Origin of the sequence: Virgibacillus sp. Bac330 (genome assembly GCF_003667845.1) — a bacterium.
Taxonomy (GTDB): domain Bacteria; phylum Bacillota; class Bacilli; order Bacillales; family Amphibacillaceae; genus Virgibacillus; species Virgibacillus chiguensis.
In genome coordinates, this window is sequence record NZ_CP033048.1 from 3,834,851 (window position 1) to 3,860,417 (window position 25,567).

General features: G+C 35.0%; 32 protein-coding genes and 1 pseudogene. 11 read left to right on the forward strand and 22 right to left on the reverse strand.

Annotated features, from left to right (window positions below; translation table 11 throughout):
* Window positions 1-53: 53 nt before the first annotated feature.
* The 5 genes from D9780_RS17800 to D9780_RS17820 all read right to left on the reverse strand — a co-directional run bounded on the left by D9780_RS17800 (window position 54) and on the right by D9780_RS17820 (window position 3,362).
* A complete protein-coding gene (locus tag D9780_RS17800; protein WP_121641058.1) occupies window positions 54-842 on the reverse strand; it encodes a class I SAM-dependent methyltransferase in 789 nt (262 codons plus the stop codon).
* 211 nt (window positions 843-1,053) lie between these two features.
* Window positions 1,054-1,353, reverse strand: coding sequence for a hypothetical protein (locus D9780_RS17805; protein WP_121641059.1), 300 nt, complete (start codon window positions 1,351-1,353; stop codon window positions 1,054-1,056).
* 244 nt (window positions 1,354-1,597) lie between these two features.
* Window positions 1,598-2,029, reverse strand: coding sequence for an IS200/IS605 family transposase (gene tnpA / locus D9780_RS17810; RefSeq protein ID WP_121641060.1), 432 nt, complete (start codon window positions 2,027-2,029; stop codon window positions 1,598-1,600).
* A 72-nt stretch (window positions 2,030-2,101) separates the two neighbouring features.
* Entirely contained in the window at window positions 2,102-2,515 is a 414-nt protein-coding gene (locus D9780_RS17815) for a hypothetical protein (RefSeq protein WP_162985923.1), read from the reverse strand.
* A complete protein-coding gene (locus tag D9780_RS17820; protein WP_121641062.1) occupies window positions 2,487-3,362 on the reverse strand; it encodes an alpha/beta fold hydrolase in 876 nt (291 codons plus the stop codon). Before D9780_RS17820 ends, D9780_RS17815 begins: the two co-directional genes overlap by 29 nt.
* Window positions 3,363-3,487: 125 nt before the next feature.
* Between D9780_RS17820 and D9780_RS17825 the strand changes: the two genes are divergently transcribed.
* Window positions 3,488-3,751, forward strand: a complete 264-nt coding sequence (locus D9780_RS17825) for a hypothetical protein (protein WP_162985924.1) — start codon at window positions 3,488-3,490, stop codon at window positions 3,749-3,751.
* Window positions 3,752-3,822: 71 nt separating this feature from the next.
* Here the strand turns inward: D9780_RS17825 and D9780_RS17830 are convergent, their stop codons facing one another.
* Together D9780_RS17830 and D9780_RS17835 are read right to left on the reverse strand one after the other, a co-directional pair.
* Complete coding sequence (locus tag D9780_RS17830; RefSeq protein WP_121641064.1) at window positions 3,823-4,293, reverse strand: DUF1648 domain-containing protein; 471 nt, start codon at window positions 4,291-4,293, stop codon at window positions 3,823-3,825.
* Between the two features lie 204 nt (window positions 4,294-4,497).
* A complete protein-coding gene (locus tag D9780_RS17835) occupies window positions 4,498-4,851 on the reverse strand; it encodes a hypothetical protein (RefSeq protein ID WP_121641065.1) in 354 nt (117 codons plus the stop codon).
* Window positions 4,852-4,958: 107 nt separating this feature from the next.
* Between D9780_RS17835 and D9780_RS17840 the strand changes: the two genes are divergently transcribed.
* The gene (locus tag D9780_RS17840) at window positions 4,959-5,252 is read left to right on the forward strand and encodes a DUF1433 domain-containing protein (RefSeq protein WP_162985925.1); all 294 of its coding nucleotides are present in this window, start codon (window positions 4,959-4,961) and stop codon (window positions 5,250-5,252) included.
* A 210-nt stretch (window positions 5,253-5,462) separates the two neighbouring features.
* Here the strand turns inward: D9780_RS17840 and D9780_RS17845 are convergent, their stop codons facing one another.
* From D9780_RS17845 to D9780_RS17880, 7 genes are all read right to left on the reverse strand, one after another.
* On the reverse strand, window positions 5,463-5,903 hold the full coding sequence (locus D9780_RS17845; RefSeq protein WP_073013476.1) for a cell wall hydrolase: 441 nt from the start codon (window positions 5,901-5,903) through the stop codon (window positions 5,463-5,465).
* Window positions 5,904-6,227: 324 nt separating this feature from the next.
* Window positions 6,228-6,422: a hypothetical protein gene (locus D9780_RS21240; RefSeq protein WP_162985926.1), complete on the reverse strand. Its 195-nt coding sequence runs from the start codon at window positions 6,420-6,422 to the stop codon at window positions 6,228-6,230.
* 193 nt (window positions 6,423-6,615) lie between these two features.
* Complete coding sequence (locus tag D9780_RS17855; RefSeq protein WP_073013478.1) at window positions 6,616-7,017, reverse strand: cytidine deaminase; 402 nt, start codon at window positions 7,015-7,017, stop codon at window positions 6,616-6,618.
* Between the two features lie 270 nt (window positions 7,018-7,287).
* Window positions 7,288-8,283, reverse strand: coding sequence for a virulence RhuM family protein (locus tag D9780_RS17860; protein ID WP_121641068.1), 996 nt, complete (start codon window positions 8,281-8,283; stop codon window positions 7,288-7,290).
* 974 nt (window positions 8,284-9,257) lie between these two features.
* On the reverse strand, window positions 9,258-9,848 hold the full coding sequence (locus D9780_RS17870; protein ID WP_121641069.1) for a hypothetical protein: 591 nt from the start codon (window positions 9,846-9,848) through the stop codon (window positions 9,258-9,260).
* Between the two features lie 74 nt (window positions 9,849-9,922).
* Window positions 9,923-10,609: a hypothetical protein gene (locus tag D9780_RS17875; RefSeq protein ID WP_121641070.1), complete on the reverse strand. Its 687-nt coding sequence runs from the start codon at window positions 10,607-10,609 to the stop codon at window positions 9,923-9,925.
* Between the two features lie 31 nt (window positions 10,610-10,640).
* Complete coding sequence (locus D9780_RS17880) at window positions 10,641-12,038, reverse strand: alpha/beta fold hydrolase (protein ID WP_162985928.1); 1,398 nt, start codon at window positions 12,036-12,038, stop codon at window positions 10,641-10,643.
* Window positions 12,039-12,139: 101 nt separating this feature from the next.
* Here D9780_RS17880 and D9780_RS17885 point away from each other — a divergent pair, with 101 nt between their 5' ends.
* Both D9780_RS17885 and D9780_RS17890 read left to right on the forward strand, forming a co-directional pair.
* Window positions 12,140-12,418 (forward strand): DUF1433 domain-containing protein, encoded by a 279-nt coding sequence (locus tag D9780_RS17885; protein WP_162985929.1) that lies wholly within the window; start codon window positions 12,140-12,142, stop codon window positions 12,416-12,418.
* A 177-nt stretch (window positions 12,419-12,595) separates the two neighbouring features.
* A complete protein-coding gene (locus tag D9780_RS17890; protein WP_240458723.1) occupies window positions 12,596-12,778 on the forward strand; it encodes a hypothetical protein in 183 nt (60 codons plus the stop codon).
* Window positions 12,779-12,804: 26 nt separating this feature from the next.
* On the opposite strand, the gene D9780_RS21725 is transcribed toward D9780_RS17890, so the two are convergent.
* The 4 genes from D9780_RS21725 to D9780_RS17915 all read right to left on the reverse strand — a co-directional run bounded on the left by D9780_RS21725 (window position 12,805) and on the right by D9780_RS17915 (window position 14,904).
* Complete coding sequence (locus tag D9780_RS21725) at window positions 12,805-13,023, reverse strand: zinc-ribbon domain-containing protein (protein ID WP_121641074.1); 219 nt, start codon at window positions 13,021-13,023, stop codon at window positions 12,805-12,807.
* A gap of 336 nt (window positions 13,024-13,359) precedes the next feature.
* Complete coding sequence (locus D9780_RS17905) at window positions 13,360-13,917, reverse strand: DinB family protein (RefSeq protein WP_240458724.1); 558 nt, start codon at window positions 13,915-13,917, stop codon at window positions 13,360-13,362.
* Window positions 13,918-13,995: 78 nt separating this feature from the next.
* Window positions 13,996-14,475, reverse strand: coding sequence for a 23S rRNA (pseudouridine(1915)-N(3))-methyltransferase RlmH (gene rlmH / locus D9780_RS17910; protein ID WP_073010366.1), 480 nt, complete (start codon window positions 14,473-14,475; stop codon window positions 13,996-13,998).
* Between the two features lie 81 nt (window positions 14,476-14,556).
* The gene (locus D9780_RS17915; protein WP_073010369.1) at window positions 14,557-14,904 is read right to left on the reverse strand and encodes a hypothetical protein; all 348 of its coding nucleotides are present in this window, start codon (window positions 14,902-14,904) and stop codon (window positions 14,557-14,559) included.
* 143 nt (window positions 14,905-15,047) lie between these two features.
* On the opposite strand from D9780_RS17915, the gene D9780_RS17920 reads away from it, so the two are divergent.
* The 3 genes and pseudogenes from D9780_RS17920 to D9780_RS17935 all read left to right on the forward strand — a co-directional run bounded on the left by D9780_RS17920 (window position 15,048) and on the right by D9780_RS17935 (window position 17,364).
* The gene (locus D9780_RS17920; RefSeq protein WP_121641075.1) at window positions 15,048-15,590 is read left to right on the forward strand and encodes a PadR family transcriptional regulator; all 543 of its coding nucleotides are present in this window, start codon (window positions 15,048-15,050) and stop codon (window positions 15,588-15,590) included.
* Between the two features lie 265 nt (window positions 15,591-15,855).
* A complete protein-coding gene (locus D9780_RS17930) occupies window positions 15,856-16,359 on the forward strand; it encodes a DUF4188 domain-containing protein (RefSeq protein WP_121641077.1) in 504 nt (167 codons plus the stop codon).
* 303 nt (window positions 16,360-16,662) lie between these two features.
* Window positions 16,663-17,364: pseudogene (locus tag D9780_RS17935) on the forward strand (SDR family oxidoreductase).
* A gap of 272 nt (window positions 17,365-17,636) precedes the next feature.
* On the opposite strand, the gene D9780_RS21245 reads toward D9780_RS17935, so the two are convergent.
* Complete coding sequence (locus D9780_RS21245) at window positions 17,637-17,777, reverse strand: hypothetical protein (protein ID WP_162985930.1); 141 nt, start codon at window positions 17,775-17,777, stop codon at window positions 17,637-17,639.
* A 15-nt stretch (window positions 17,778-17,792) separates the two neighbouring features.
* On the reverse strand, window positions 17,793-19,061 hold the full coding sequence (locus D9780_RS17940) for a helix-turn-helix domain-containing protein (protein WP_121641078.1): 1,269 nt from the start codon (window positions 19,059-19,061) through the stop codon (window positions 17,793-17,795).
* A 716-nt stretch (window positions 19,062-19,777) separates the two neighbouring features.
* On the opposite strand from D9780_RS17940, the gene guaC reads away from it, so the two are divergent.
* A complete protein-coding gene (gene guaC, locus D9780_RS17945; protein ID WP_121641079.1) occupies window positions 19,778-20,764 on the forward strand; it encodes a GMP reductase in 987 nt (328 codons plus the stop codon).
* Window positions 20,765-21,090: 326 nt separating this feature from the next.
* Complete coding sequence (locus D9780_RS17950) at window positions 21,091-21,675, forward strand: DedA family protein (protein ID WP_121641080.1); 585 nt, start codon at window positions 21,091-21,093, stop codon at window positions 21,673-21,675.
* A 2-nt stretch (window positions 21,676-21,677) separates the two neighbouring features.
* Here D9780_RS17950 and D9780_RS17955 read toward each other — a convergent pair whose 3' ends face one another.
* Window positions 21,678-22,463: a phosphatidylserine decarboxylase gene (locus D9780_RS17955; RefSeq protein ID WP_073010388.1), complete on the reverse strand. Its 786-nt coding sequence runs from the start codon at window positions 22,461-22,463 to the stop codon at window positions 21,678-21,680.
* A 469-nt stretch (window positions 22,464-22,932) separates the two neighbouring features.
* Between D9780_RS17955 and pssA the strand changes: the two genes are divergently transcribed.
* Window positions 22,933-23,619, forward strand: coding sequence for a CDP-diacylglycerol--serine O-phosphatidyltransferase (gene pssA, locus D9780_RS17960; protein WP_073010391.1), 687 nt, complete (start codon window positions 22,933-22,935; stop codon window positions 23,617-23,619).
* A gap of 316 nt (window positions 23,620-23,935) precedes the next feature.
* Window positions 23,936-24,844 carry a homoserine O-acetyltransferase MetA gene (gene metA, locus D9780_RS17965; protein WP_121641081.1) on the forward strand — a complete coding sequence of 303 codons (909 nt, stop codon included), beginning with the start codon at window positions 23,936-23,938 and terminating at the stop codon, window positions 24,842-24,844.
* A gap of 176 nt (window positions 24,845-25,020) precedes the next feature.
* On the opposite strand, the gene D9780_RS17970 is transcribed toward metA, so the two are convergent.
* On the reverse strand, window positions 25,021-25,392 hold the full coding sequence (locus tag D9780_RS17970) for a hypothetical protein (RefSeq protein ID WP_240458725.1): 372 nt from the start codon (window positions 25,390-25,392) through the stop codon (window positions 25,021-25,023).
* Window positions 25,393-25,567: the final 175 nt, after the last annotated feature.

Sequence of the window (25,567 nt, forward strand, 5' to 3'; positions counted from 1 at the left end):
TACAGAATATTATACTGTTGCGTCTTTCTACCACTTCCCCATCGAAGCAACTATTATATTTTTCTAAAACGCAAAACGATTACAGGAGGAATCTCATACCAATCGAATGTATTATTTTCTTTTACATGGCTGAAGCTAGGCTCTTCCATCCCATCTAGTACGAAGCCTGTTTGAAAAAATAACCCAAAGTAATAAGATAACGATCTGTGAAACATAAAATGTGGGACAGGTTGTCCTTTTATCCCCACAGCTTTATACGGTTCTGGGGTTAAATACTTTGAAATTTGTATGCTATTCCTATGTATAATTTCTCCATCTATATCCTCAGTTTCATGGACTTTTCTCATCCCTGGTGTTTGAAAGCAAGGATGTGTAATGGAAAAGACAAAAGCTCCATTTGGTTTTAAGATTTCATGAACCGCTTTGATTAAAGGAGTGACATCAGCAATATCCATGAAAGCCATATTAGCAACAGCACTATCAAACTTTGCATACCCTAGCTGAATGAGAGGATCATAGTCTGTTGCATCCATTACTTTGTATTCGATTTGATTTATATATTCTTTAGACCTTAATTTTGCCCTTTCAATCATCTTCGGACTATAATCAAAGGCTACGACTTGCGCACCTAATTCGGCTAATCTTCTAGAGAAATTTCCATTACCGCAAGCTACGTCTAATATAGTTTCATTTCCTGCAACCTGTAATAATTTTTCCGTACTTGGCCTAATCAACTCACGGTGAAATTGATTACTTTCCCAACCCATATAATCATCCCAATATTCAGCATTTTCATCCCACCTAAATTGCGAATCTCTTAGCAGTTTCTTCCATTCACTCATCTTATTCCCCCTCCAATTTGTTTTTTCATAGATTTTATAGAAACTATTATACTGTATTTTATGCTATTTCATCGTATTTAGCGAAGAGCCAATTATTAAACTGAAATGTATAATTTACCTAACATCTAACACAATACGCACTATTGCCCGTATTTGCCTGTGGTTATTAAATTGTAAACTCTATTTAACATAAATTCTGGTCAAATAACCATTACAACTGAATACTTTCATAAGCAATATTACGTTTAACGTTCATGCTTGATATCCTTAAAGCATTCATTTCAAGGCGTTCTACTAGACCTCTGTTTGCCTTACCGTCAAATTGTTGAGCTAAGACATCTTTCACTTGGGAATGCTTTTCATAAAGTGACTCATCATAAAAAAAATCATCAAAGGATGTTCTAAATTCCTTTGCTTTTTTTTGCAATACATCTCTTATGTATTTTCTCAATGCTTCCTTTTGCTTTCGTCTAATTAAGTAATTTTCCCACCACTCTTCCCATTCTTTCAAGCTGCTCACTCCTTTAGTTTTTAATTCCAAACCATTGGGCAAGAATTTGATCTATACGTTCAAAATTTCGAGCCATCTTTTCCATATGATGGGCTATTTCCCCTGTGTCCTTTTGCAGGTCTTTTAAACGACCACCTGCTAAAGCAGGTGGATTTAGACATAAATGTCGACGACTAAAGTCGTTTCCCAGGCTAAAGTCCTGCTCAAAGGCCTTAGCTAAAGCATCCTCAAAGCTAGACTAAACTCATTCTTCTATCCTAAATATTTCGTCCTTACCTTCATTGAATTGATTTGCTATATAATTTCTTATTATTTCTTCCGTTACCGTTCCTACGGTGGCACAAAAATATCCTCTTGCCCACAAGTGCTGCCCCCAATATTTCTTTTTAAGTTTTGGAAACTCATCCTGCAATAATCTCGATGATCTTCCTTTTAGATACTGCAATATTTTACTTGGAGCAATACTTGGAGGACAAGATAATAATAAATGAACGTGGTCTTTCCCAACACTTCCTTGCAATATGGTAATTCCTCTGGCTTCACAACCTTGTCTTATCAAATCACGCACTCTCACCGCTTTATGCCTGCCCAAAACCTTATATCTATACTTTGTCACCCATATGACATGATACTTAATATCATACACAGCATGACTATTTTTTCTATATCCTTCCATACTTTCACCTCTTCACTTAGTATTGACAAAAAAGATAAGGCTAAAAGCGGATACCGTCTAAAGACGGTGGAGTTAGACCACGCATTTGTAAGTTAAAGTAGCCAATAAATCTTCAAATTCATCCAAATCAAGCAACATGGGAATGCCGTCTTCCATCTTTACTACTTCGTGAAACGCATCCTCTACATCTGCAATGATCAATTTATCATAAGCCCCTATTCCTGCTGTTCCTATAAATGTATTTTTTATTTCGCTCATATCTGCAAAATAATAATCTAAAAATTTTATGAGTGCTTTTCTTGTTATAGCTAGATGTTCTTCACTATTTTTCAGATCCGTAGCTAGTGCATTCATTAGTGCAGATTGTATGACAATCGAAAAATTTCCGACACCGTTATTTTTTAATTCAAGTGGAGATTTGGATATACCACCCATAGAAAGCGATCCCTGTATGATTTCATCGAATAAATAAATACCCGTCTTCATTGTATAAATCTTTTTCCAAAAAATTCTTTATCCCATGAGTAGCAAGTCCAACACCCTTTGTTTCGACAGGGTCCTTCATATAATATACAGAACCAACGGAATGCTTATAAAAAGTGCCAACGACGTCGTTAGGATACGTATAGGAGATAATATTATCTTTAAACTCGCCATTTAAAGCACGTTCCTGGTCTTCTTTGGATAATAAACGAAACACATCTGCTGCGGCAAAAGTAACCGCATTGGCATCATGTTGAACAGCATAATATTGAGCCAGACCTCCGCCAAGAGAATGGCCTGTAAAAACGATGTTGTCCGATCCGTGCTTCTTCACGTATTTTTCTACCACTTGTTCAGCTGCTGTAAATTGATTTTTGGTGTCATATGTGAGGGTTTTATCTTTGGAGTCAAACTTCGCTTTACCAGTTAATAAAGCAGCATCTTGAGAAGGTGTTCCTAAATAAGGTGTTTTTCTATAATCTTTTTTGGTATAATCGGAATCACCAAGAACAATTCCCTGGATGTCTTCTTCCACATCTTTTTGGTTATAAACAATATACCCATTTTTCAATTCTGCTCCACCCCCGGCACCAGCCAACCTAGCATCTTGAGAGGGTGTCCCTAAGTATTTTTCTTTCACTTTGGTTGTGGTTGTTTTAGGAAGTTCCGTCCCCCTAAAACTGATAACGATTTCATCTGTATCATCGTTTTGGAGCACATATCCATGTAAACCTGTATCGGAGTCTTTAATAGTTTCGATGTTTTCCCAAACTTGTATATAGGAGGAGGTTTCAACTTGAATGTCTTTCTTATCATCCCGGTAAGTGTCATGAAATAATACTAGCCTCATAATCAGTAATATTCATTTACAAATTCCTTTCAGTTTAATTATAAGGAGGGATCTTTTTGTTCAAAAGTCTAATAATTAAATCTGTTGTCATTTTTTTTATTATTATACTATTAGGGGGATGCTTTGTGAAGTCAGGAGGAAATTATGATGAGAAAACCACTGCAAAAGCAAAACAGATAACAGAAAGCTGCATAAAAAACAACTTTAAAAACATTCAATCCATTGATCTCGAAGAACCATTTCAAAGTGAAATGGGAGCTTTGACTATTGAAGGCACTGTAAATAACAAAGCAGGATTCCATGTAACTCTCAATGATAAATTAAAAATTCTCTCAATTGGTACAAATGAAGGTTTCCCTGAGAGAAAAGAGGAGTGCAAAGAAGATTAAATTTATGTGATATAAATTGTTATGCAATTTTTTGCTTCAAAGGTGTTATCTTAAAAACACTGGAAACAATACTACTCTTTTAATGTTGCCGCCCAAATTAGATTGAAAAAAAGAGAGATCAAAATTACTGCTAATAAAAATAGAGATAAGAAAATAAATACACCATTTTCCATTCCTGCTGCATATCTCAAAAGAGACTCATTAGCCAATATGGAGATTATAAAAAATAAATTCTGCATTAGAATCATTATTTTCTTCGCCATAGTGTATTGTTTCTCTCGGTTTTTCTCCGTTAAATTAATATAATTTAATTTTTCAGGACGCTTCGTTAGTAAACCGATTAACCACCATAAAAATAATCCTATTAAAGGAATGACTAGTAGAAAGTATTTCAAACCCCAATTATCTGGTTCCCCTTTTGTGAAATGAATTGCTATACGTTCTGGAATTTCTGGCCAAAATTGAAACATATTTAACAAATGATAAACCAAAATGAGCACAGAGATGGAAGTAAGTAGGTACTTAAATGACTTTACTTTCATTCTTAATCTAATCCTCCTTCCTATTTATATTTTATAATAAGCAAAAAACAAACATTAATTTTAGAGTTACAAGCATTATAGCAAAAATAATGGTGGAGAAGCACTAAGACAATCATAGATTTTACACCAAAAAGCCCTCATCTTAGATAAGGACTTTTTATCACTATATTCTTTTGACAGCAGCAAACATTTCTAAACTGTTTACTACCACTTTTTACTGAGTGTGTCAATAATTTTGTGTAAATCCCCTTTTGTAGATGTTAGCTCTCCAGCCAATCTAGCATCTTGAGAGGGTGTCGCTAAGTATTTTTCTTTCACTTTGGTGACAGCTGTTTTAGGAAGTTCCGTCCCCCTAAAACTGATAACGATTTCATCTGTATCATCGTTTTGGAGCACATATCCATGTAAACCTGTATCGGAGTCTTTAATAGTTTCGATGTTTTCCCAAACTTGTATATGATAATCTGTTTCAATGAAAATCTTTCTTGGAATCTGTTTATAAGATTGCCTAGAAATTGTAGAAGCGGTGAGGTCTGTTATATTTTTATAATTTACCAAAATTGCGCCCTCCATATTTTGATACTAGTTAGGAAGTGAAACGAATGAAAAAACTCTTAATTCTAATATTTTTAACTGTTACAATTATACTATTGGGAGGTTGTTTTGTGAAATCAAATGAGGGAGATTTTAATAATAATACAATTCTCAAGGCGGAAAAAACTATAGAAAGTTATTTGAGTAACAATTTTAAAAATATCCATACAATAACTTTTAAAAAGAATGATCATAGTACTCCTATGGGTGGGATGGTAATTAGTGGTACAGTGAATAATAATGAAAAAGCAACTTTCTTCATTGATGTTGATTATGAAAATGATTTTAAAATTATTTCTAGCGCTGTAGGAAAAGAATTCCCTGAGAGAAAAGAGGAGTGCAAAGAAAAAACATGCGATTATTAAATTTGTAAAATTTATTGTTACTAATGTTTATTGCACCTATAGTTTATAGTTTTTATAACATGATTTTCTCTTACCTTACAAAAATAACCCCGGCTTCCTCAAAAGGAAAAGGGGCTATTTCTATTTGTTTCACTAAAAAAGAACTCCTTATATGAGCTCTCGCACAATGCTCATCTTTTCCAAATGTGAACGGCATCCTTTGCCAAACACCTAGCCGATATACACACTATCGCATGTATTTGCCTGTGGTTCGTAATAACAATGTAACTTGTATTGCCCTGCAAATGGTTGACCGTACCATGTAGGCGGGCATGGTGCATATGGATTAAAATACCATAGTGCATACTTGGAAGGATGCTCTCTCCAATGCTCCAATACTCTTCTAGCTAATTTCTTTTCTACACCTCTCGCTCTGTTGTAGAAAACATTACCTTTTTGCACAGCTTCAAAAGAGTAATTGCCTCCCTGTATTTGAAAAATTACGTCGTATATGGATCTTAAATCTTTAAAGTCTAAGCAATTAGCAACTAAACGATTTACAATGACGTTACCGACCATCAGCATCCCTAGCTGGCCTTCACCTTCCGCCTCTGCCCGCATCATCCTTGCCACTAAAGCCACATCACTATCTGTATATGCTACCCTTCCCATTTTTATCACCTCTAAAAATTATATGAGGGAATTTGGTAAAAATGATTGCTAATATCATTTTTTACATGGGCTTTGCTTGGGCTACTACATCAAAGTGATTGTATTTATTAGCTCCTTATTGGCATAGTCTTCATTCGGACAATATCAATTTTTCGCGGTAGGTTCAGGTTTTTAGACATCTTTTGTAAAGCATACGTGTGCATTTCGATACCGCTACAACCATCAGCTTCTTGGTATAATACTGGGGTATTACCCCACATAAATGGTGGCTCGCTTTTTTGTTGTTTATAGAAGCACTTCACCCAACTAACTTAATCATGCAGCTTATTGCTCTTTAATAAAATAAAACCCTAGTCCATTTTCTTGTGATACATACCTTGATAAAGCTGATGAATTCTCTACACTACGTTGTTCTTCTGCTGTGATAACTGTCTCAAGGTCTTTCCCTTCCATACTCTTATTTTCACGTAAATCTTGTCCCTCTACGGTTACAACTCTGGTTTTATCTTCACCACTCACGTCCGTTTGTTCTTTTGCTAATACATTTGTAAATCCAATTGATAATACAAGGGCCCCTACTAAAACAAAAACTAAGCCTAATTTTCGTCCTCTAATCAAAAGGATAAAAAAGAAGGACAATCTCAGAAGAATTTAGACGCACCTTTCCGTAAACCTAGAAGTGAAATTATCAAATATATCGCACAAAACAAACCTATTTTTCATAGGCTTTATACCAATGATACGGTTGAATTTCTCCTAACGTTTTATATTCAATTCTTCCATGTGAATTTGTTACTGCCGCTTTTACATCTCTACCCCAATAAAAAAGACGTTCTTGACATACGCCACAAGGAGTTAATATTGTAAATTCAGCATTTTCATCTTCCCTTACCACACAAATTGTATGGGTAACCTTTGTATTACGTTTATGTGCTTCGAGGATAGCTCCCGTTTCTATACATAATTCCGTTGAAGCGTTAATAACATCTGGGGAAACACTGGTTAGTATATTCCCATCCTCCGTTAACATCGCAGCAGCACCTCCCCATCCAGAAGGATATCTATCCTTTATTAACGCAATTGCTGACTGATACAGTTTTTGCTCTATGTTCATATTTACCTCCTTCTATCCATTGAACAAAACATATATACGCATTAAATTACTTAACAAAGATGTGCCCATGAAATTATTCTAGCATCACTTTATAATACGAAATATTCTGTGTATTAAAATAAATAATGTCTTTAACAGTGATATTACATCTATTATTATTACTGCTTGTAGTATTTCCAAAAGTTAATACTTGTTTTACATCAATTATGATAAGATTCAAGTTCGTCACTAAGCAACTCTCCCGGATACATGTAGAACAAAACTGAGGTCTTATCTCTTTAAGTCCTTATTCTCAATAAACTGCTCAAAATCATCGTGAGTATTTTTATTTAAACGATGCTGGTTAAATGTTTCATACTCTTGAATGGCTAACTTATCAGCTACAGCCTTTGAGATCCTTCCTGCATTTTCAAGAATTTCACGCTCATTAAATTGAAGAAAGGCATTAAGTTTATCAATCCAATCGTTCATATGCATTGGCTGTTGTCTTTCCGCTTGATCTTCAGCATAATCTAAGTACATTGTAACAATACGATTGAGTGATTTAAGTTCCTTTTCCGTTAAGTAATTTTTAGCAACTGTTACATCTGTTTTTCTTACCTTATCGCCTTTCCATGCAGTAAGACCCATATTCTCCTTCTCGGCCTTCGCTCTATCTACTATAAGTTCAGCCGCTGTTTGACCATGAATTGCAAAATGTAGTTTATTTTGAACAGTTGCGAAAAATTCTTGTGTGACTTCTGCTTTTGGATTGTAGTCAATAGACGTCGCATAAATGTCTGTAATTTTTTGATAGAACCTTTTCTCGGAAGCACGGATATCACGAATTCGTTCTAGTAACTCATCGAAATAATCTTGCCCAAAATTACGCATTTCTTTCAAACGATCATCATCCATTGTAAACCCTTTAACAAGATACTCATTTAACCGCTCTGTTGCCCATTGGCGGAACTGTGTACCTCGGTGAGAACGAACTCTATATCCAATTGCAATAATCATTTCAAGGTTATAGTGTTTTGCTTTTCTTTTCACCTCCCTTCGCCCTTCACTTTGAACTTGTAAGTAATACTTACAAGTTACTTCTTGCTGTAATTCCCCTTCTTCATAAATATTTTTTATGTGAAGTGTAATATTTTGAGGTGATGTTTGAAACAACTCCGCTATTCCCTTTTGGGTCATCCAAACTGTCTCATTCTCCAATCTAACATCTATTTTTGTGTTACCATCCTCTGTTTGATAGATTAGGATACTAGTTTCCTTTTGCAATGTCATCACTCCTTTTTAAAAGAATCGCCGTTTATTATTTTTTTCTAAACATCTAGTTTGTGTCCTATTATACCATTTTAAGTTGGATAACCAAACGAAAACCGAACACATGTTTTCTTTGTTGTGATTTTATTTTCTGAATCCAAAAATACAACGCGTTAGTGAGAAATCCATCACTTACACGGAGGCTTTCAAGAACAGGTTTATGGATAAGTATCTAAACTCCCACGACAAATTTTTATGGAGAGTGGATTTGATGAAGAAGTAATTGGGATAAAACGATCCGGTGGAAGAAAACTTATGAAACGAAAGGGTTAATAGGGCTTACTGATACAAGGAAAACAGAAGCTGGCAGAACCCTGAAACGGGAGCTTAATCCTTCTGAAGTGATCGTGAGGCAAAATGCACGAGGATGAAGTAGATTATAAATCAGCCAAAACATGAAGGAATTAAAATGAAAAATCAATCATTACATGACTTACTGTAACAATTATTGTTATCAATCGAACTTAAAAAAAGATGGCCCCTATTCGATATAGGAATCATCTTTTATTTGCATAACTCTTTTTTTATAAGTGCCCTTGACACAGATGCCAGTTTAATAGTTGCCCACTTAATCTTTCTCAGTAATATTTATTAATTGTTTAAAGAGCTTTACACTCTAATAATTTATGCTCTAGTTCATATTTTATAATTGGCGGGTATGATAGCCTAGGTGGTTGAGCCAGATTTCTTGAACATCTGGCTTCCCGGCTCAGGATCTTGCCCGCAGAAACTCTGAGTCAAGTGACAAAATGCATCTACTAACTTTAAATAGAGAACATACATTTTGTACACTATAACTAAGTTTATGTTCCTTTGAAAATTTGTACAGTTTAGCGTTAACATACCAGATTGCTTGGAATCCTCCAAATACCTTTCCAATTATCAAATTTCAGTTATTCCAATGGTTTACCTCTAATTTATTATTTACTTTAATCTAACGCTGTATATTTTAAGTATTCTTCTACTAGCTCACGTTCAGCTCCTACAATAAAAATATCTTTCATTATAATGTTGTCAAATCTATTTTTGGTGACATTATTGGCAAGTTTATTAGTATCTTCCGACTCTAACTGTGCGTAAATTGAAGTTAAGTGATCTTTAAATAACTTCAAAAAAGCTAGTTCTGATTGATTGATCTCTTGGTCCTCAAAAAATGGCGGAATTTCATGTCCCTCATAGCTTATTCCACGATTCATAACAACTGCAGCGTAACCAATGTAATTTGTTCCTCCTCCCATACCATCGAAATAATAAGGAACTCTTCTCACCATGTAGTCCAGATAGTTTAGTCTTTCTACAAGGTAAGAAATCTCACGATAATCAGTCTCTTCGTCTGCGATGATTGATTTTAACGATAATATGGATTCTTGGAGTTCGTTGAAAAAATCTTCAATATAATATACGGTATAATAACTATTTTTTTCTTGGTTCTCGCTATATAGATGATAATTTAAAAAAAGACTAATAAGGAGTAAGCATATTAACGATATATTTAATGCATTTAAATTATTTTTTATCATATTAAAGACTCCCGAGTATGAGGTTTCAATATATCACGCCTAGGTCTGTCTAAATAGACCTAGGCGTATAAATACTAATATAAGTTTGATCCTAAATCAGTTTTATAGGCCCAGGTTACTCTTATACTACCATCACCTGAATGAATGTCTCCTTTTAGATTTACGTAAGCTTCTTCATTTCTGATATCGTAATCTTTTAAATTCCCTGAAACTACACGGTATACTTTCCCATGATGGACCTTTTTTTGAGCTTCAAAATCTTTTCCTACAAATTCTTCAGCAGTACCTAAGCCTACGTTTTTAGGAGACATCTTACTTAGCGTATCCCAGACGTTATATACGTTATCCCCATATGGAATTAAACCTGCAACATACTTTATTAAAGGTGAATTACTTCTTTTTGTAAGTCTTTGCCCTTGTAAATCTTGACGAGTATAAACACTAACTTCGCCTTCACCATCAGCTAAATTTTGCGCTATATGCAAATTTCTTTGAGTTAAACCAAAGTTATAAAAAAAAGCTTTAATATCTTTGGTATAGTGGTCATACTCCAAAACCATCCCATGTTTTATTTTCCAAATATTTGTATAATTGTTGGTGATATTTACCCACTCACCAAATCTTCCTTCAATAAGGTACTGCTTGAAGAATTCCACATTTGATTCTAAATCATTTCTTATTTGTTTCTTTAACTCCTCTTCTTGCCTATTCGTTTCTAAATAATTTTGCCACCAGTCAGTACTATTCTTATCGTCTTTCATTCAACCCACCTCTTCTGCTTCAAAAATTGCATTATTTAAGTTGTAACCATTGAGCAAGTAATTGATCCATATGGATAAAGTCCTTGCTCATTTTATCCATATTATAAGCAATGTCTCCTGTATCCAATTGGAATTTTTGAAGTTTGGCCAATAATTCTTCAAATTCACCGATATCCAGTAACATGGGCAATCCTTCTGGGCCAACACCTGTTAGGTCACGGAAGATTTCCTCTACATGAGAAGCATTTAACTTATCATACTTGCCCACATCGACAGCATTCATGTATTTACGCTTCAACTCTGTCATCGTTGTTATATAGTCATCGAGAAAATGTGTCAATGCCTTTCTTGTGGCTGCAATTTGTTCCTCACTTTCCTTCATCTCAATAACATAACCATCCATTAAACTGGACTGGATACGAATATGAAAGTCAAAAACGCCACTATTTTTCAAAGCTAGAGGAGACATCGTTAATTGATCTTGTATCTTTTCATCGTATAATAGCCGAGGCAAGAAATAACCTTTCTTATCATACATACTATTATCCATATAATTCTTAATGCCGTGGCTACTTAATCCCCAGCCTCCTTCTGCTGGATTACCCATATAGTAAACAGAACCTATCGAATCTTTATAGAAAGTTCCTACGGCATCATCCGGGTAGGTGTAAGAAATGACATTATCCTTAAATTCACCACTTAATGCTCGCTTTTGATTTTCTTCAGATAATAAATCAAAGACATCCGCCGCAGCGAAGGTAATAGCATTCGAATCATATTCCACAGCATAATATTGAGCAAGTCCACCGCCTAATGAGTGTCCAACAAAGGTAATATTATTAGCTCCATATCTTTTCACATATTTATTTACAACATGATTTGCTTCGGTGAATTGATTTTTATTATTATACGTGATGGTTTGATCGTTGGGGTTTAACTTAGCCTTACCAGTAGCGAGAGCTGCATCTTGAGAGGGTCTTGCTGTGTAGGGTGTTTTTCCATATTCCTTTTTGCTATAATTGGAATCACCAAGGACGATTCCTTCTACATCTTCTTGAACATCCTTTGCGAATTCGGAAAAGTCCGTGTCTTTCGTTTCATAACTCAGATTACCATCTTTTAGTTTCGCCCCTCCTCCAGCTCCGGCAAGACGGGCATCTTGAGAGGGGGAACCAACATACTTTTGTTCCACTTGTTTTGTCGTTGTCTTAGGGCGTTCTGTTCCTCGAAAACTGATAACAACTTCCTCTGTGTCGGGGTTCTGTAAAACATAGCCATGAAGGCCGGTGTCTTTATCTTTGATGGTTTCGATATTTTTCCAAATAGATGTTTTTCCATTTCCTAACTCTACGTAAATTTCTGAACGATTATCTTTATAAGTTCTTTCCGAAAGTCTACTTGCTATTTTATCATTAATGTTATTAGTCAATTTTATCACTCCTGCTATAAGTAATAATCAAAGGAGGTTATCTTATCAAAAAAATATTTTTTTTATCAATTGTTTTTATTATACTATTAGGAGGCTGCAATGTGAACTCTAATAATGAAACCTATGATGATACAACAAAAGAAAAAGCTACAGAAGCCGTTAAGCAGTATTTAAAAAATAATTTTGAGGGAATCGAATCCGTTAAGATCGATAAAATCTACCAAAGCCCAATGGGAGGATTGACCGTTGATGGCAATGTTAATGAAGGAGTTGCTGACTTTTCGGCAGGGGTTGAAAATGATTATACTGTAGGAAGTATAGGGTTGAGTGAAGGGTTCCCCGAAAGGAAGGAAGAATGTAAAGAACGATCGTGTAAATAATAAACAGGACGGTATTCAGCATGTGGAAATATCTTATGTTTTTTATAGTTACCACTATAGTGCTTACTGGATGTAATGTGAACATATCCAATAATAATCATGATGACAAGACGATCAGCAAAGTTTAAGGAAAAAGTAGAAAGCTATCTACGTCATAACTATGAGGATATAAAATCAGTGGAGTTTAAAGATGACATGATTGTCCCTATGGGTGGTTTGATGATTCGTGGCACAGTCAATGGAAAAGCTGAATTTTCTGCTAGTGTTGACCCAAAAGAATTTAAAGTAAATAGCATGGGGGAAAAAGAAGGATTTCCTAAAGTAAAAGAAGAGTGCAAAGAAGAGGTTTGTGATTATTAAATAGGGTGGCATTCAGCATAGTAAAATCAAACCTCACCCCTCTCGACTATAAACATAAGCAGGATAACTATGGCTTTCTTACATTTCCAAAATACTTTATCATGAGATCCTTTTGTCACATCGGCAAGTGTTATGTCTCCATTCTGATTGTAGTCCCATTCACTTGCAAGATACGGATGTGTAGTAGAAAGACAGTTAGTAAAATTGACCCTTTTACCTGCACAATAAGGTATGATTCCATCAATTACTACATATACACGTAAAGTTGGAACAAATCGAAAGCACCGATATTATGTTTGTGGTAATTTCCACAATAAAGGATCCTCTGCATGTAAAGCAAATTCAATAAAAGCCTATGAAGCAGAAGAGTGGAATGTCAACAATAAACTGGACAAAAAATTAAAGGGCTTGTATTCTAATTTCTACAGGTGTTACATACCCAAGTGTTCCGTGAATCCAAAAGTTCATTGATATACTTATAAGATATCTGTCTAACCTTCTTTGCTTTTGGTAACTTAAAGCATAACAGGTAGGCAGATATTTTTCATTTATTTAGAACCTCTACCATATTTTTTTAGATATCAACTATTTATTTTGGTGTTGACCCATTTTTTACATAGTAAAAAATGATGATTCTCATGTATACCTATTAAATCTATACTCTGAATTAGATTTGGATTATTAGCAATCGGATCTGGAAAACGTATTTTCCCAGCTGCATCATCACTAATATTAGAAACCATGAGTTCTAAACTCTTTGTTTCTTTATCTATTTTATCCAATAAATCCCTAAAAGATATCTTGTCTTTTGCTCTTTTTGGCGGCACTAAAATAAATGGAGCTTTCATTGATTTATGATGTTTTTCTTTATATCGATTGTATACGTTATCACTTTGAGTTTTATAATTTTTATCTTTTATTACTGTGGCAATTGGTTTAGATAATGGCAAATAAATTTTGTTCAACCTCCTAAACCACTTAATCATTAAAAATAAATGATAATATGTTTCTCCAATGGACCATTTATCTTTATAAGGTCTCTTCCATTCTTCCCCGTAAAAACTCCTAAGTTCATTCTTCATCACCTCTCTTTGTTCATATAATTTATGAAAATGTTCTTTCATATATTTACTCTTCATTATCCACAACTCCTTAAAATTTAAATTAGCTTTTTTATGATTTATTTATACAGAGTTACTTCACATTTTGCTTTACCACTACTTATGGTACGGTTCCCCCCGATTAATCCGAAATGCCCTATACACCTGCTCCAACAGAATCAACCGCATCACCTGATGTGGGAAGGTCATTTTCGAAAAGGATAGATCAAAATTACTTCTATGTTGTACCTCTGCACTGATTCCAAGTGATCCGCCAATGACAAATGCTATTTTGCTTCTTCCATAGGTGGCGAGTTCATCCAATTTGCTGGCAAATTGTTCTGAAGTAAGCATGTTGCCGTTAATTTCTAACGTGACAACAAATGTGTCTGGATGAATATGGCTTAAAATGCGCTCCCCTTCTTTTTGTTTCACATGTAACATTTGCGCTTCACTTAAGTTTTCCGGGGCTTTTTCATCAGCTACTTCCACGATATCTACTTTTGCGTACGTGCTTAAACGTTTTAAATATTCTTGTATGCCTTGCTTTAAATATTTTTCTTTTAATTTCCCTACTGATACAATGGTAATTTTCATAATGCGTAACGTCCTCATAGATTTTTTCTTTAGTTTACCATAACTGACCGTGCTTTTTACTAAAATTTCTTCTCTTCACCCCTACAAACTAAAACCCACTGCAATATACAGAGCTATAATAGCAATTACGCTAATGACTACAAGCACTCGGGTTGTTGTTTGAGACAGCGACTTTACTCGCTTTCCTTTGAACCATCCAGTAAATTGGAACTTATTTCGGTACAGGACAAAAATAAGGATGGCAATGCCTATGGCTTGTAGCGCTAAAAAGTACATCAAATATGGATATACTTCCGTCAACTGAGCGATCGGTCTGTTCGTGAATATTTCTAAAAAGTAATTGCTTATCGCTCCAAATACGAAATAAAGTACTACAAAGATGAACAGCGCACGAAACGATTCAAGCAATCTTGTAGAAAATAAACGCATGCTACCCCTCCGTTCCACACTTTTCTTCCATTATAACAAAGATGCATTCAAACAAATTTTTTTTCTGAAAACACTTTCCATTTTTAAGTAATTCGTGTATTATATATCTAAATGATATATATCAAATAGATAGGAAGATTCCTTTGAAAACGTATAACAATAGTACCTATGCGCTACTTGGAATTTTGACTTTAAATTGTCGCACGGGTTATGAAATTAAACAACGGATGGATCAAAGCTTAAATCATTTTTGGAAAATTAGTTATGGGCAAATTTACCCGAATTTAAAAACGTTAGTTACCGATGGCTTAGCAACCGTTAAGGTCATGTCACAGGATGGGAAACCAGATCGAAAGGAATATTTCCTTACTACCAAGGGGAAAGAGGTGTTAAAGAACTGGTTGAAAGAGCCATTGCAGCATATTGCTAATGAGCGTAACGAAGTACTTTTGAAATTGTTTTTTAGTCGACATCAGCCTGCAGATGAGACACAATCGTTGATACGCCATTATAAAGAAGAATTACAGAAAAAATTAGACACCTACGAAGCGATTGAAGAAATGATAGGCACTAATTATTCTCAAAACCCTGATGCTACTTATTGGCTGTATACACTAGACTATGGAAAGCGGACAACCAAGGCTGCTATAGAATGGTGTGAAGCTACCATAGAAAAAATAAAGTAAACTGACTGGCTCCCGTTATAATATCTTTTCTGGGCTCTTTCGAAAAGCTTAATTTCTTATTCTGTACAAAGATGACTTGAAAAGCAAGAGGCGATTGCTTTGAGAAAAGCTTGATCACTGGGGGGGCGAGCAACGGACATTTTTGCGAGTGAAGAGGCTTCATTTAACCTATAGAAAACGAGAGGTTAAAGTCACCTACCGAAAAGTTAGAAGCAATAGGCAATATCATAACGCCTCCATATACTGTAGAGGGAGAGAGGATATCATGAAAAAACAAGTCTACCCTGGTCGTTATACCACAGAAAATGAAGAAGATATTGTTGTGTTTTTAATAGGGATGCGGGTTAACCGTAGATTAGCTGTACATAAATGGCTTCCCGTCTTTTTAGCAATGCCGCGGATGATTAAAGAACTTTACACATATAAAGATACGTTAGGCTTTTTATCTATGGAAAGTTATTTTGGCCTGCGCACGACGTTGATGGTGCAATATTGGCGGTCTACCGAAGATTTGCTTGCCTATGCAAAGGGGAAACAACATCTAGCTGCATGGAAACGGTTTAACCAAAAAGCAAGCCATACAAATGCGGTTGGTATCTATCATGAGACGTACATCGTACCAAAAGGTAATTATGAAGCGATTTATGCGAATATGCCGTTATACGGTTTAGCAAAGGCAAACGAACATATTCCTGTCTCATCTAAACGTACAACGGCTAAGCAGCGTTTGACACAGGGTACAGTTAACCAAATAAATGATTGGAAGTAATGTGGAACAGCTTGCTGATGTACTAAATCAAAGCATGCGAGTTGTTCCTACAGGAATATCACATCTTTTCCTCCGGTAGGTTGTGGGTATGCTTACCTCAATCTGTTTACGGGACTTTTATTTGCTCATATGGTTAAGCGCCATAAAGGTTTGGCTTGAAAACCTCTTTATGACATACGAGAGTGAGGTTCTATTTTCTCCCCCTAGATTTTATTCCACACATAATACTGTGTCATATTAACTGGCAAAATTGCTATTGTAACTGGAGTTCGTAATTCGAAAGGTATTGGAGCTGCAACATGTTTGTCTCTTGCAAAAGCAGGAGCTGACATCTTTTTCACGTACTGGTCTCCATTTGACGAAGCGGAAGGGAGATTGGAAAGAGATTTTCCTAGTAAGCTTTGTGAAAAAATAAATAGCTATGGAGTGCGTTCTGATCACATGGAGTTAGACTTAAGCCTAAAAGAATCCCCAATCAAGTTGCTAAATACAGCCCATAGTAAATTAGGTACGGCTTCCATTTTAGACAATAACGCGACCTATTAAGCTCCAACGAATTTCCGTACGTTAACTTTAGAGAATCTAGATAACCATTATCAAGTGAATAACCGCGGAACCCTTTTATTAGCGATTGAATTTGCTAAAAGATATGAACAGCAATTTTACAACAAGAAAGAAGGCCGGATTAGCAATTTCGTCTCTAGAGGGCCAGACCCAAATAATATAGCTTATATTGCTACAAAAGGGATGACTATTCCTACTACAGAGCCATTATCCGTTGCTCTAGCTCCCATTGGCATAACTGTTAATTCTATTGATCCAGGTCCAACGGATACAGGTGGGATAAATAAAGAAATAAAAAACAGTGTATTACCTTTATTCCCAACTGGTCGTCACGGCCGCCCAGAAGATCCCGCCAAACTGATTACCTTTCTAGCAAGTGAAGATTCCTATTGGATAACAGGGCAAACCATTCGTTCTGAAGGCGGATTTTTAGGGAAATAACAATACATTAAAGGACTGTTGCACCATGCATTTCTAAGCGTGCAACAGTCCTTTTTCTATGATTTTACAACACTTCCAGCATATAACATCAGCGATCTTTTATCGCTACAGCGATATATTGGATACGTAATATCTCCTATCCTATGGCTTGTTTCGCTGAGCGTTGTATTTATCCTATGCTATCCCCTATAGGTATGTAAAAATGATATGGGAAAGTTTCTTAGAGGTTAGAGTAGTTTAAGTAGTATTAGTAAATGAGATAGGTTTTTTGTTTAGCTTGTTTCATAGGTCGTTGTTGGTTTAGGAATATTCGCGTTCATGGTTAATTTGTCCTCATTTTGCGCACCATTTGTAAACAAAAATCCACCTATCAGAAGTGCCGCAAATATAAAAGATACTACAAATTTCTTCATCTACTATTCCCCCTTCTATAGTTTGATTATTTTGTCATAACTCTCGTTGGCTACTTTATAATATTTCATCGCCTCCTTATACTTACCCATTTTTTCTAGATGGGTAGCCAACAATCTTGAATAAAAAACTAAATAGTTATATGCTTTTTTTTGTTTTAGATATGGAATAAATTCATCTGCTAATACGATTTTAAAATTCTTTAAATCGCCATTTAATAAATGTGTATAAGTTTTAATTACATAGCTATAAAATTTATGATATCCTTTGTCTTGGGTGAAGTTAAGAGCTTCCTCACCCGAGCGCAAATATACTTTAGTTTTCTGCCAATTATCGCTTTTGTAAAAACTATGTATTAAGTGCGTAATAGCATCTAATCTAAGTTCATAATCTAAGTCTGTAGTTTTTAAGCCAAGCTCATAATTTTCAATGGATTTTTTTGAATTCCCTGTTGTAAAATAAAACAGCCCTAAATTAAGATAGGCTAACTGAATAACTTGTTCTTCGTTGTTTAACTTACCTAGATACATTGCCTGATTATAATTTTCTAACGCAACATCATTCATTCTTATTCGTTGATACGAAATTCCCAGCAAGATATGACATTGAGCGCAACGTGTAAAGTTATACTTTCGCTGAAACTCAGCCATTGCTTTTTCTGCATAATTTATAGTCTCTAATCCATTTAGTAAATGACTATGTTGAATGGAAATGGCATAATACAAATCAGCAATCTCTTCTTCTTCAATTTCAGCTGATCGATGCACTTTCTCGGCTTTTTTATAGCATTGTAAAGATTGTTGATGTTCTTCTTTCAAGGAGTAATAATTCCCTTGAAATTTATTCCAAAAATATTTATGTAGAGAATTAAAAGAGTCTGCCATCTCGTGGAGTTCATTAATTTTATGTAAGGCTTTTTGGAAATCACGTAAGATAATATAGTAACGAACTTTATGAATCTCAAACATAATTGTTTGATTGTTAATACTTTTATCCATTACGTTTTGTAATTCTTCATATCTTGTTATAATTTCCTGTTTATCAAAACGGTCATATAACATGTCGTACCATTTCTTACATTTGTCTTCAAAATTTGAATCAGGTATATTTGTAAGCTCAATTCCTAAACGATTACATAATGCTTGAATAATCTCAGAATTGGCTTTTGCTTTCTGATTTTCTATTTTTGATAAATAGGACAAAGAAACAATACCTTCTGATAATGCTTCTTGTGTCATATTTTGCTTGGTTCTATGTAATTTTATAATATAGCCTATATCTATCAAATCCTAGTCCCCCCTTTAATACGTTATATTATGTAATATTATACCACAAGTCTAAATATTTAGTGTTTGAGAAAAAATATGATTAATCTAAAATTTTACACCTAAATTAGGGTTACTAATCAACAAATTTTCTTTTAACAGGCAAATGTACATGGTGTAGTAGAATTACTCATTATTAACTGTCAATTTTTGTGATCTACTCTTTTTTGTTTAAAACAATACAAATTTGCTACGAAGATAAAAAATTATTTTTTTAGTATTATCATAAATGAAATAAGCAACCTTAAATGAACAACCTTTATAAAAACCCCTCCACAACTTAAATTTTCCCCTTCCATTATCATATTACTAGATATCCCTCTTAGATAAGCTGCTTGTCACCGAGTCTTTATGCACATTTATCGTTTTTCTTACCCTATAAAGTAAGGCTTAAAATATATATAGAACAAAAAAGATTGCTGCCGCACGTTTTTTCTAACATCTTTATATCCCTTTTCCCAAACGTATAAAAACCTCTCTCAGAAAAATTTAGCTTGCTGCAAATCTTTATGACGTTAAAACGTGATCGTCTTGCATAAACTATAAACTCTAATTTGTCATGCTTCCCTGTCACAGAAATAAAATTTTGACTTCTCATTCAAAATCATGTACATTACTAATAGACGAACATTAAATATAAACGAATAATTTTTATTCGGATTTTAGAGGTGTTAGGTATGGATAATGTGTTTGATTACGAAGATATTCAATTAATTCCCGCAAAATGTATTGTACGCAGCCGTTCAGAATGTGATACGAGCGTCACATTAGGCAAGCATACATTTAAATTACCTGTTGTACCTGCAAATATGCAGACAATTATTGATGAAAAAATTGCGTTGATGTTAGCTGAAAATGGCTATTTTTATATTATGCACCGCTTTGAGCCAGAAAAACGTACCGATTTTATTAAAGATATGCATGAACGTGGACTCATTGCTTCCATTAGCGTTGGTGTGAAGAACGAAGAATATGATTTTGTAGAGCAACTAGCAGCAGATAAACTGATCCCAGATTATATTACAATCGATATTGCGCATGGACATTCGGAGTCTGTGATAAAAATGATTCAACATATTAAAAAACATTTACGTGAGAGCTTCTTGATTGCTGGAAACGTTGGTACTCCAGAAGCTGTTCGTGAATTGGAAAATGCGGGCGCGGATGCTACGAAGGTTGGAATTGGTCCAGGGAAAGTATGTATTACTAAAATTAAAACGGGCTTTGGCACTGGCGGCTGGCAATTAGCAGCGCTTCGCTGGTGTTCAAGAGCTGCAAGTAAGCCGATTATTGCTGACGGTGGTATTCGTACGCATGGAGATATTGCTAAATCGATCCGCTTTGGTGCAACGATGGTGATGATTGGATCGCTTTTTGCTGGTCATGAAGAGTCTCCAGGAGAAACCATTGAAAAAGATGGCAAGGTTTTAAAAGAATATTTCGGTTCTGCTTCCGAGTTCCAAAAAGGCGAGAAGAAGAACGTCGAAGGAAAGAAAATGCTTGTAGAGCATAAAGGTTCCTTAAAAGATACACTGCAAGAGATGGAGCAAGACTTACAATCCTCCATTTCATATGCAGGTGGCAAAAAGCTAGAAGCCATCCGTACCGTCGATTATGTAGTTGTGAAAAACTCCATCTTTAATGGTGATAAGATTATATACTAAATGAAACTTTACCTTATAAAAACGAAGGCTTCCCCCATCAAGAATGGTATGAAGCCTTCGTTTTTATATTTCTAAATTGCAAAATTATATATTCCCTCTATATTTCTCCTATAGCGTAAGAACAAATTAATCGTTGCGGTTTTCTTCCAAAATACTTTCTTTTAATTCAAAAAGCAATAATTCTCTAGAACCCTTCATACAGCATACAGCTTTGTTAACATATTTTTCTACAACGAAGTTCTATAGCAGTTCCCCATTAATAATGGTATACTATTCTTACATTTAAAGGAATTGATACTACTAGGTACTTGAAGGAATGGAACAACATGACAGATTTAGAAAGCTTTATAGTTCATTATGGATACATTGGAATGTATATTGTTCTTATATTAGGGATTGTAGGGATGCCTTTTCCAGACGAAGTATTACTTACATATGTTGGCTATCACGTATCTTTAGGAAATATGTCACTCAATCTAGCTATATTCATTGCTATCTTGGGATCAATAAGCGGGATCTCAATAAGCTATTTTTTGGGGCAGTGGTTAGGTGTCCCATTTATAAAACGTTTTGGCCCTAAATTACGCATAAAAGAAAAACAGATAGACTGGGTTAGGAACCATTTTAATAAGCATGGAGCGACATTTCTCATTTTTGGTTATTTCATCCCCGGAATTAGACATGTCACTGCTTATGTAGCAGGATTTAGCAAATATCATTATTTTCGTTTTGCTGTTTTCGCTTATATAGGCGCTATTTTTTGGGCATCCACATTTATTATTTTGGGGAATATTTTAGGTGATCAATGGGAATATATTACAACCTTTTTCTCGCAAGCATCAAAAATAATGTGGTTAATCATTCTTACTGGCGTCTTATTTATCATTCTGAGAAAAATTAAACGAAATTAAAATCAAGCATTGGAAAAAACACCGACGCTCTTTCCAAACAAAATATCATTGTTTCCTGCTATATCTGGTGAAAATTGAAAAGTTGCTCTTTCGATAAATAATACAACTGTAGAACCAAATGAAAAATAAGCCAGTTCTTCACCACGCCCTAATTTATCCGAACGAGCAGTAAGATGGACACTATTGACATTTAAGGCGCCTACTTTCACAACAGCAATATTTCCTAATTCACTTTGGATTTCTGTTATTCTACGATAATTAGTTGATAGAGGGCTATTCCCATATTTTAAACCAAGAGAATTAACAGGATAAGATTTTTCGCCAAGCACCCAGCTTTCTTTGATTATCCCATCTACAGGACTATGTATTCTATGATAATGACGCGGTGATAAGTACAAAATAATATATTTTCCATTTCGATATACATTCGCCTTTTCTTTACTACCTAGCATCTCTTCTAACCTAATTTGTTTGTTTTTTATTGGGTATTTTTCAACATCCTGAACAAATCCAAAATCGCTTATCACGCCATCTACTGGGCTAACCAAACAATTAGGCTGTGATTCTATAGACCTGCAACCGAATTTTAATTTTCTAGTAAAGAGTTGGTGTAAGCTTTGATATTCTGACAACGATTTTTCCATTTCTTCTTGGTTAATACGGTATACTTTCGCAAAGATTGGGACAAGCATGCGACTCCAAGTAGAACTTGTAAAACGAACGAGCAATTGAGATACATAATTATTTCCGGTTAATTCAACAAATAATTTCAACCAAGCTTTTAACAAATTATCACTCCTATATATGAACTTACAGAATGAAACTATAATCGAGGGTTTGCTTTCGATCACTCTATAAACGAACTATTATATCGTTGCTTCCTTGCTATTAATTTTATAATTATTCTTGTATAAAATAAAGATTTATACGTTTTCCAACAATTGCTGTTTACCATTTAGTCTATTTTAGCAGTAAAATAAGTAAGAATGATGAAATAGATTAATAATATGTAAAGTGCTTTTTTAATTTAGCAAGACTTGTTCAGCTTGCATCTCAAATTCTTGAAATAATTCATACAGCACCTTATATCGGAGTAAACCTAAAAATTTTATCTCGATAGCAGAAAAGATTTAACATCTCTTGAGGAAGTTCATTAATTCACATAATGTGATATTACTACATTCACATTATATAAAGTCATCTAAACTTATATGTAGATAAATGTAACATTACAAGTAATAAAATCAGGAGGAAATAATGAATTTTAAAAAACAAATACCTAACCTTTTTACATTGGGAAACTTATACTGTGGCTACTTATCCATCGGTTATACGGCATCTAATCATTATAAAAACGCAGCTATTTTTATTCTTATCGGAATGTTACTTGATAGTATAGATGGAAGAATAGCCAGATTATTACATGTTGAAAGCCCTTTGGGAAAGGAGTTAGATTCTTTAGCTGACATCATTACTTTTGGTGTCGCACCAAGCTTTTTAATGTACTATACAATGTTGTTTGATCTTGGGTGGATTGGTCTAGCAATATCAGGACTATTTCCTTTGTTTGGGGCTTATCGATTAGCTAGATATAATATTACGGCAAAAGAAGAATCATTATATCATTTTACTGGAATACCCATTACTATAGCGGGGGGAATTCTAGCTACCCTCATTTTATTTAGAGAAGACATTCCGAGTACATTTACTATGGTTATTTTTATTTTGCTTTGTTTTTTAATGGTTAGTACCATACAAATACCGAGCCTAAAAAAAGTACGCTTGCCAAGAAACGAAACCATTGTCACTATTCTTATAGGAATGATGTTATTTATGAATCATGCTAGATCTTGGAGAGTATTTACTTCTCTTCTTTATATAGTTATCCCGCTATACCTTATTTATATGACGTATCGTTTTATCAAAATAAAAGCAAGTAGATAAATAGCTTGTTAGTAAAACATAGAGCGGAACATCTATCAGTGAGAATCCTTTCTCCACGGAATAGAGTATCCCTTGAAAAATTACTCCAAAAAAGCCAATTTTATAGCTCTGACAGTACGGAGGAACGATCTAAAACCTCCTTAATTTGTAATCAGGACTGTGCCTAGTACGTTTTCCAGCTCGTCGTTACGCCAAGGGTTACAAAATCTTAGATACGAGATATATTTTAAACCATCTTCTTTTTCAAAACAGAACGATAGAACTTTCTGTCAATTACCTATATAATAGGGAAAATACGAAAAAGGAGGGTTCCTAGTTGCCGATTACAATTCCTAAGCAACTGCCAGCACACGCTACTTTGGAAAAAGAAAATATTTTCATTATGGATACGGTACGAGCAACGACCCAAGACATTCGACCATTAAACATTGTGATCGTTAATTTAATGCCGGAAAAAGAGCGCACGGAAACACAGCTTCTCCGGCTATTAGGGAATTCGCCCTTGCAAGTGCTAGTGACATTTCTGCATACAGCAACACACGATTCAAAAACCGTCAGTAAATCACATCTGAACCAGTTTTATCAAACGTTTCATTCCATCAAGCATAAACGGTTTGACGGAATGATTATTACCGGTGCACCTGTGGAAATGCTCGCTTTTGAAGAGGTGAATTATTGGCAAGAGCTGAAAATGATTATGGAATGGTCGAAAACCCATGTAACTTCTGTATTACATATTTGCTGGGCAGCTCAAGCAGCACTATATTACCACTATGGAATAGAAAAATATGCGCTCCCAGCCAAATGCACAGGAGTGTTTTCTCATACGATTTCACATTCTACCGTCGAGCTTATTCGTGGGTTCGATGATGAATTTCTAGCGCCACATTCCCGTTATACGGGAACATCACTAGCAGACGTTCAAGCTGATAGTCGTTTAATGGTGCTCGCTGCAACGACGGACGACGATCCGTTTATTATGATTTCCAAAGACGAGAAGCACATTATGCTTACAGGGCATTTTGAATATGAGTTTGATACCCTTGCAGAAGAGTATGATCGAGATAGAAAAAAGGGACTTAACCCAGCAATACCGAAAAATTATTTTCCTGATAATAACCCTAAAAAGACGCCACTCCATCGTTGGCGCTCCCATGCACACCTGCTATTCTCTAACTGGTTAAATTATTATGTCTATCAAGAAACACCATACGAATGGAAATAGTTGATTTGCTAAGCATTCATTTTAGCTTCTGTTAGGTGAAATTGAAATGTCATTAAATTTGAATGTCTGTTAGCATTAAGCTTTATCGCTTATGAAATAAATGCGCAAGCCCTTTATCATGTAGTCTGTGGGCTTGCGTTTTTATTATAAATGGGAGGGGATTACATTTGCAGAAGCTAATAGCCATAATAAGGAGGATAAGCTCCATAGCCTTGATAATATGGAGGGGCGAAAGCATTTACTAATGATCCAGCTAATAAACCACCCGCTAATCCTCCAACAAAGGGAGCTACTCCAAAACCAAATCCAGGAAAGAATCCAGGGCCGCCAAATCCGAAGCCTGGTCCAAAGAATGGCCTAGGCCCAAAAAATGGTCTCGGACCGAAAAATGGTCTAGGTCCAAAGAACGGTCTCCCAAAACCAATTGGACGACGCATCCAGTCTTGTTCTTCGTAATATGCAGGAGCAACTTCATATGTTGTTGGATATGTGAATTCAAGCTCTTGATGATTACTTGTTTGAGCAGGATCATTCCATTCATAACTCATTTCTACTTCCCTCATTTCAATTTTTTCTCTACGATAAGATATGAAAAAGATTGGGTGTTTGTGCGAGAAACTATTGTGTTTCAACAATCATAAAGTGAGGTTGTTTTTATAGATTGAGGGACTTAGCTAGCAAAATCGGCTTTATCTGATATCTTTAACCACTTGTTTTCATCTA

What these genes read in the sequence shown, in the direction of transcription:
- guaC (WP_121641079.1), top strand. Translation starts at nt 19,778, where the DNA reads ATGGATAATGTGTTTGATTACGAAGATATTCAATTAATTCCCGCAAAA.
- D9780_RS17855 (WP_073013478.1), bottom strand. Translation starts at nt 7,017, where the DNA reads ATGAACATAGAGCAAAAACTGTATCAGTCAGCAATTGCGTTAATAAAG.
- D9780_RS17970 (WP_240458725.1), bottom strand. Translation starts at nt 25,392, where the DNA reads ATGAGTTATGAATGGAATGATCCTGCTCAAACAAGTAATCATCAAGAG.
- D9780_RS17820 (WP_121641062.1), bottom strand. Translation starts at nt 3,362, where the DNA reads ATGAGGCTAGTATTATTTCATGACACTTACCGGGATGATAAGAAAGAC.
- D9780_RS17815 (WP_162985923.1), bottom strand. Translation starts at nt 2,515, where the DNA reads ATGAAGACGGGTATTTATTTATTCGATGAAATCATACAGGGATCGCTT.
- pssA (WP_073010391.1), top strand. Translation starts at nt 22,933, where the DNA reads ATGAATTTTAAAAAACAAATACCTAACCTTTTTACATTGGGAAACTTA.
- D9780_RS17905 (WP_240458724.1), bottom strand. Translation starts at nt 13,917, where the DNA reads ATGAAGAGTAAATATATGAAAGAACATTTTCATAAATTATATGAACAA.
- D9780_RS17830 (WP_121641064.1), bottom strand. Translation starts at nt 4,293, where the DNA reads ATGAAAGTAAAGTCATTTAAGTACCTACTTACTTCCATCTCTGTGCTC.
- D9780_RS17875 (WP_121641070.1), bottom strand. Translation starts at nt 10,609, where the DNA reads ATGAAAGACGATAAGAATAGTACTGACTGGTGGCAAAATTATTTAGAA.
- D9780_RS17915 (WP_073010369.1), bottom strand. Translation starts at nt 14,904, where the DNA reads ATGCGTTTATTTTCTACAAGATTGCTTGAATCGTTTCGTGCGCTGTTC.
- D9780_RS17930 (WP_121641077.1), top strand. Translation starts at nt 15,856, where the DNA reads ATGAAAAAACAAGTCTACCCTGGTCGTTATACCACAGAAAATGAAGAA.
- D9780_RS17845 (WP_073013476.1), bottom strand. Translation starts at nt 5,903, where the DNA reads ATGGGAAGGGTAGCATATACAGATAGTGATGTGGCTTTAGTGGCAAGG.
- rlmH (WP_073010366.1), bottom strand. Translation starts at nt 14,475, where the DNA reads ATGAAAATTACCATTGTATCAGTAGGGAAATTAAAAGAAAAATATTTA.
- tnpA (WP_121641060.1), bottom strand. Translation starts at nt 2,029, where the DNA reads ATGGAAGGATATAGAAAAAATAGTCATGCTGTGTATGATATTAAGTAT.
- D9780_RS17870 (WP_121641069.1), bottom strand. Translation starts at nt 9,848, where the DNA reads ATGATAAAAAATAATTTAAATGCATTAAATATATCGTTAATATGCTTA.
- D9780_RS17950 (WP_121641080.1), top strand. Translation starts at nt 21,091, where the DNA reads ATGACAGATTTAGAAAGCTTTATAGTTCATTATGGATACATTGGAATG.
- D9780_RS21245 (WP_162985930.1), bottom strand. Translation starts at nt 17,777, where the DNA reads ATGAAGAAATTTGTAGTATCTTTTATATTTGCGGCACTTCTGATAGGT.
- D9780_RS17800 (WP_121641058.1), bottom strand. Translation starts at nt 842, where the DNA reads ATGAGTGAATGGAAGAAACTGCTAAGAGATTCGCAATTTAGGTGGGAT.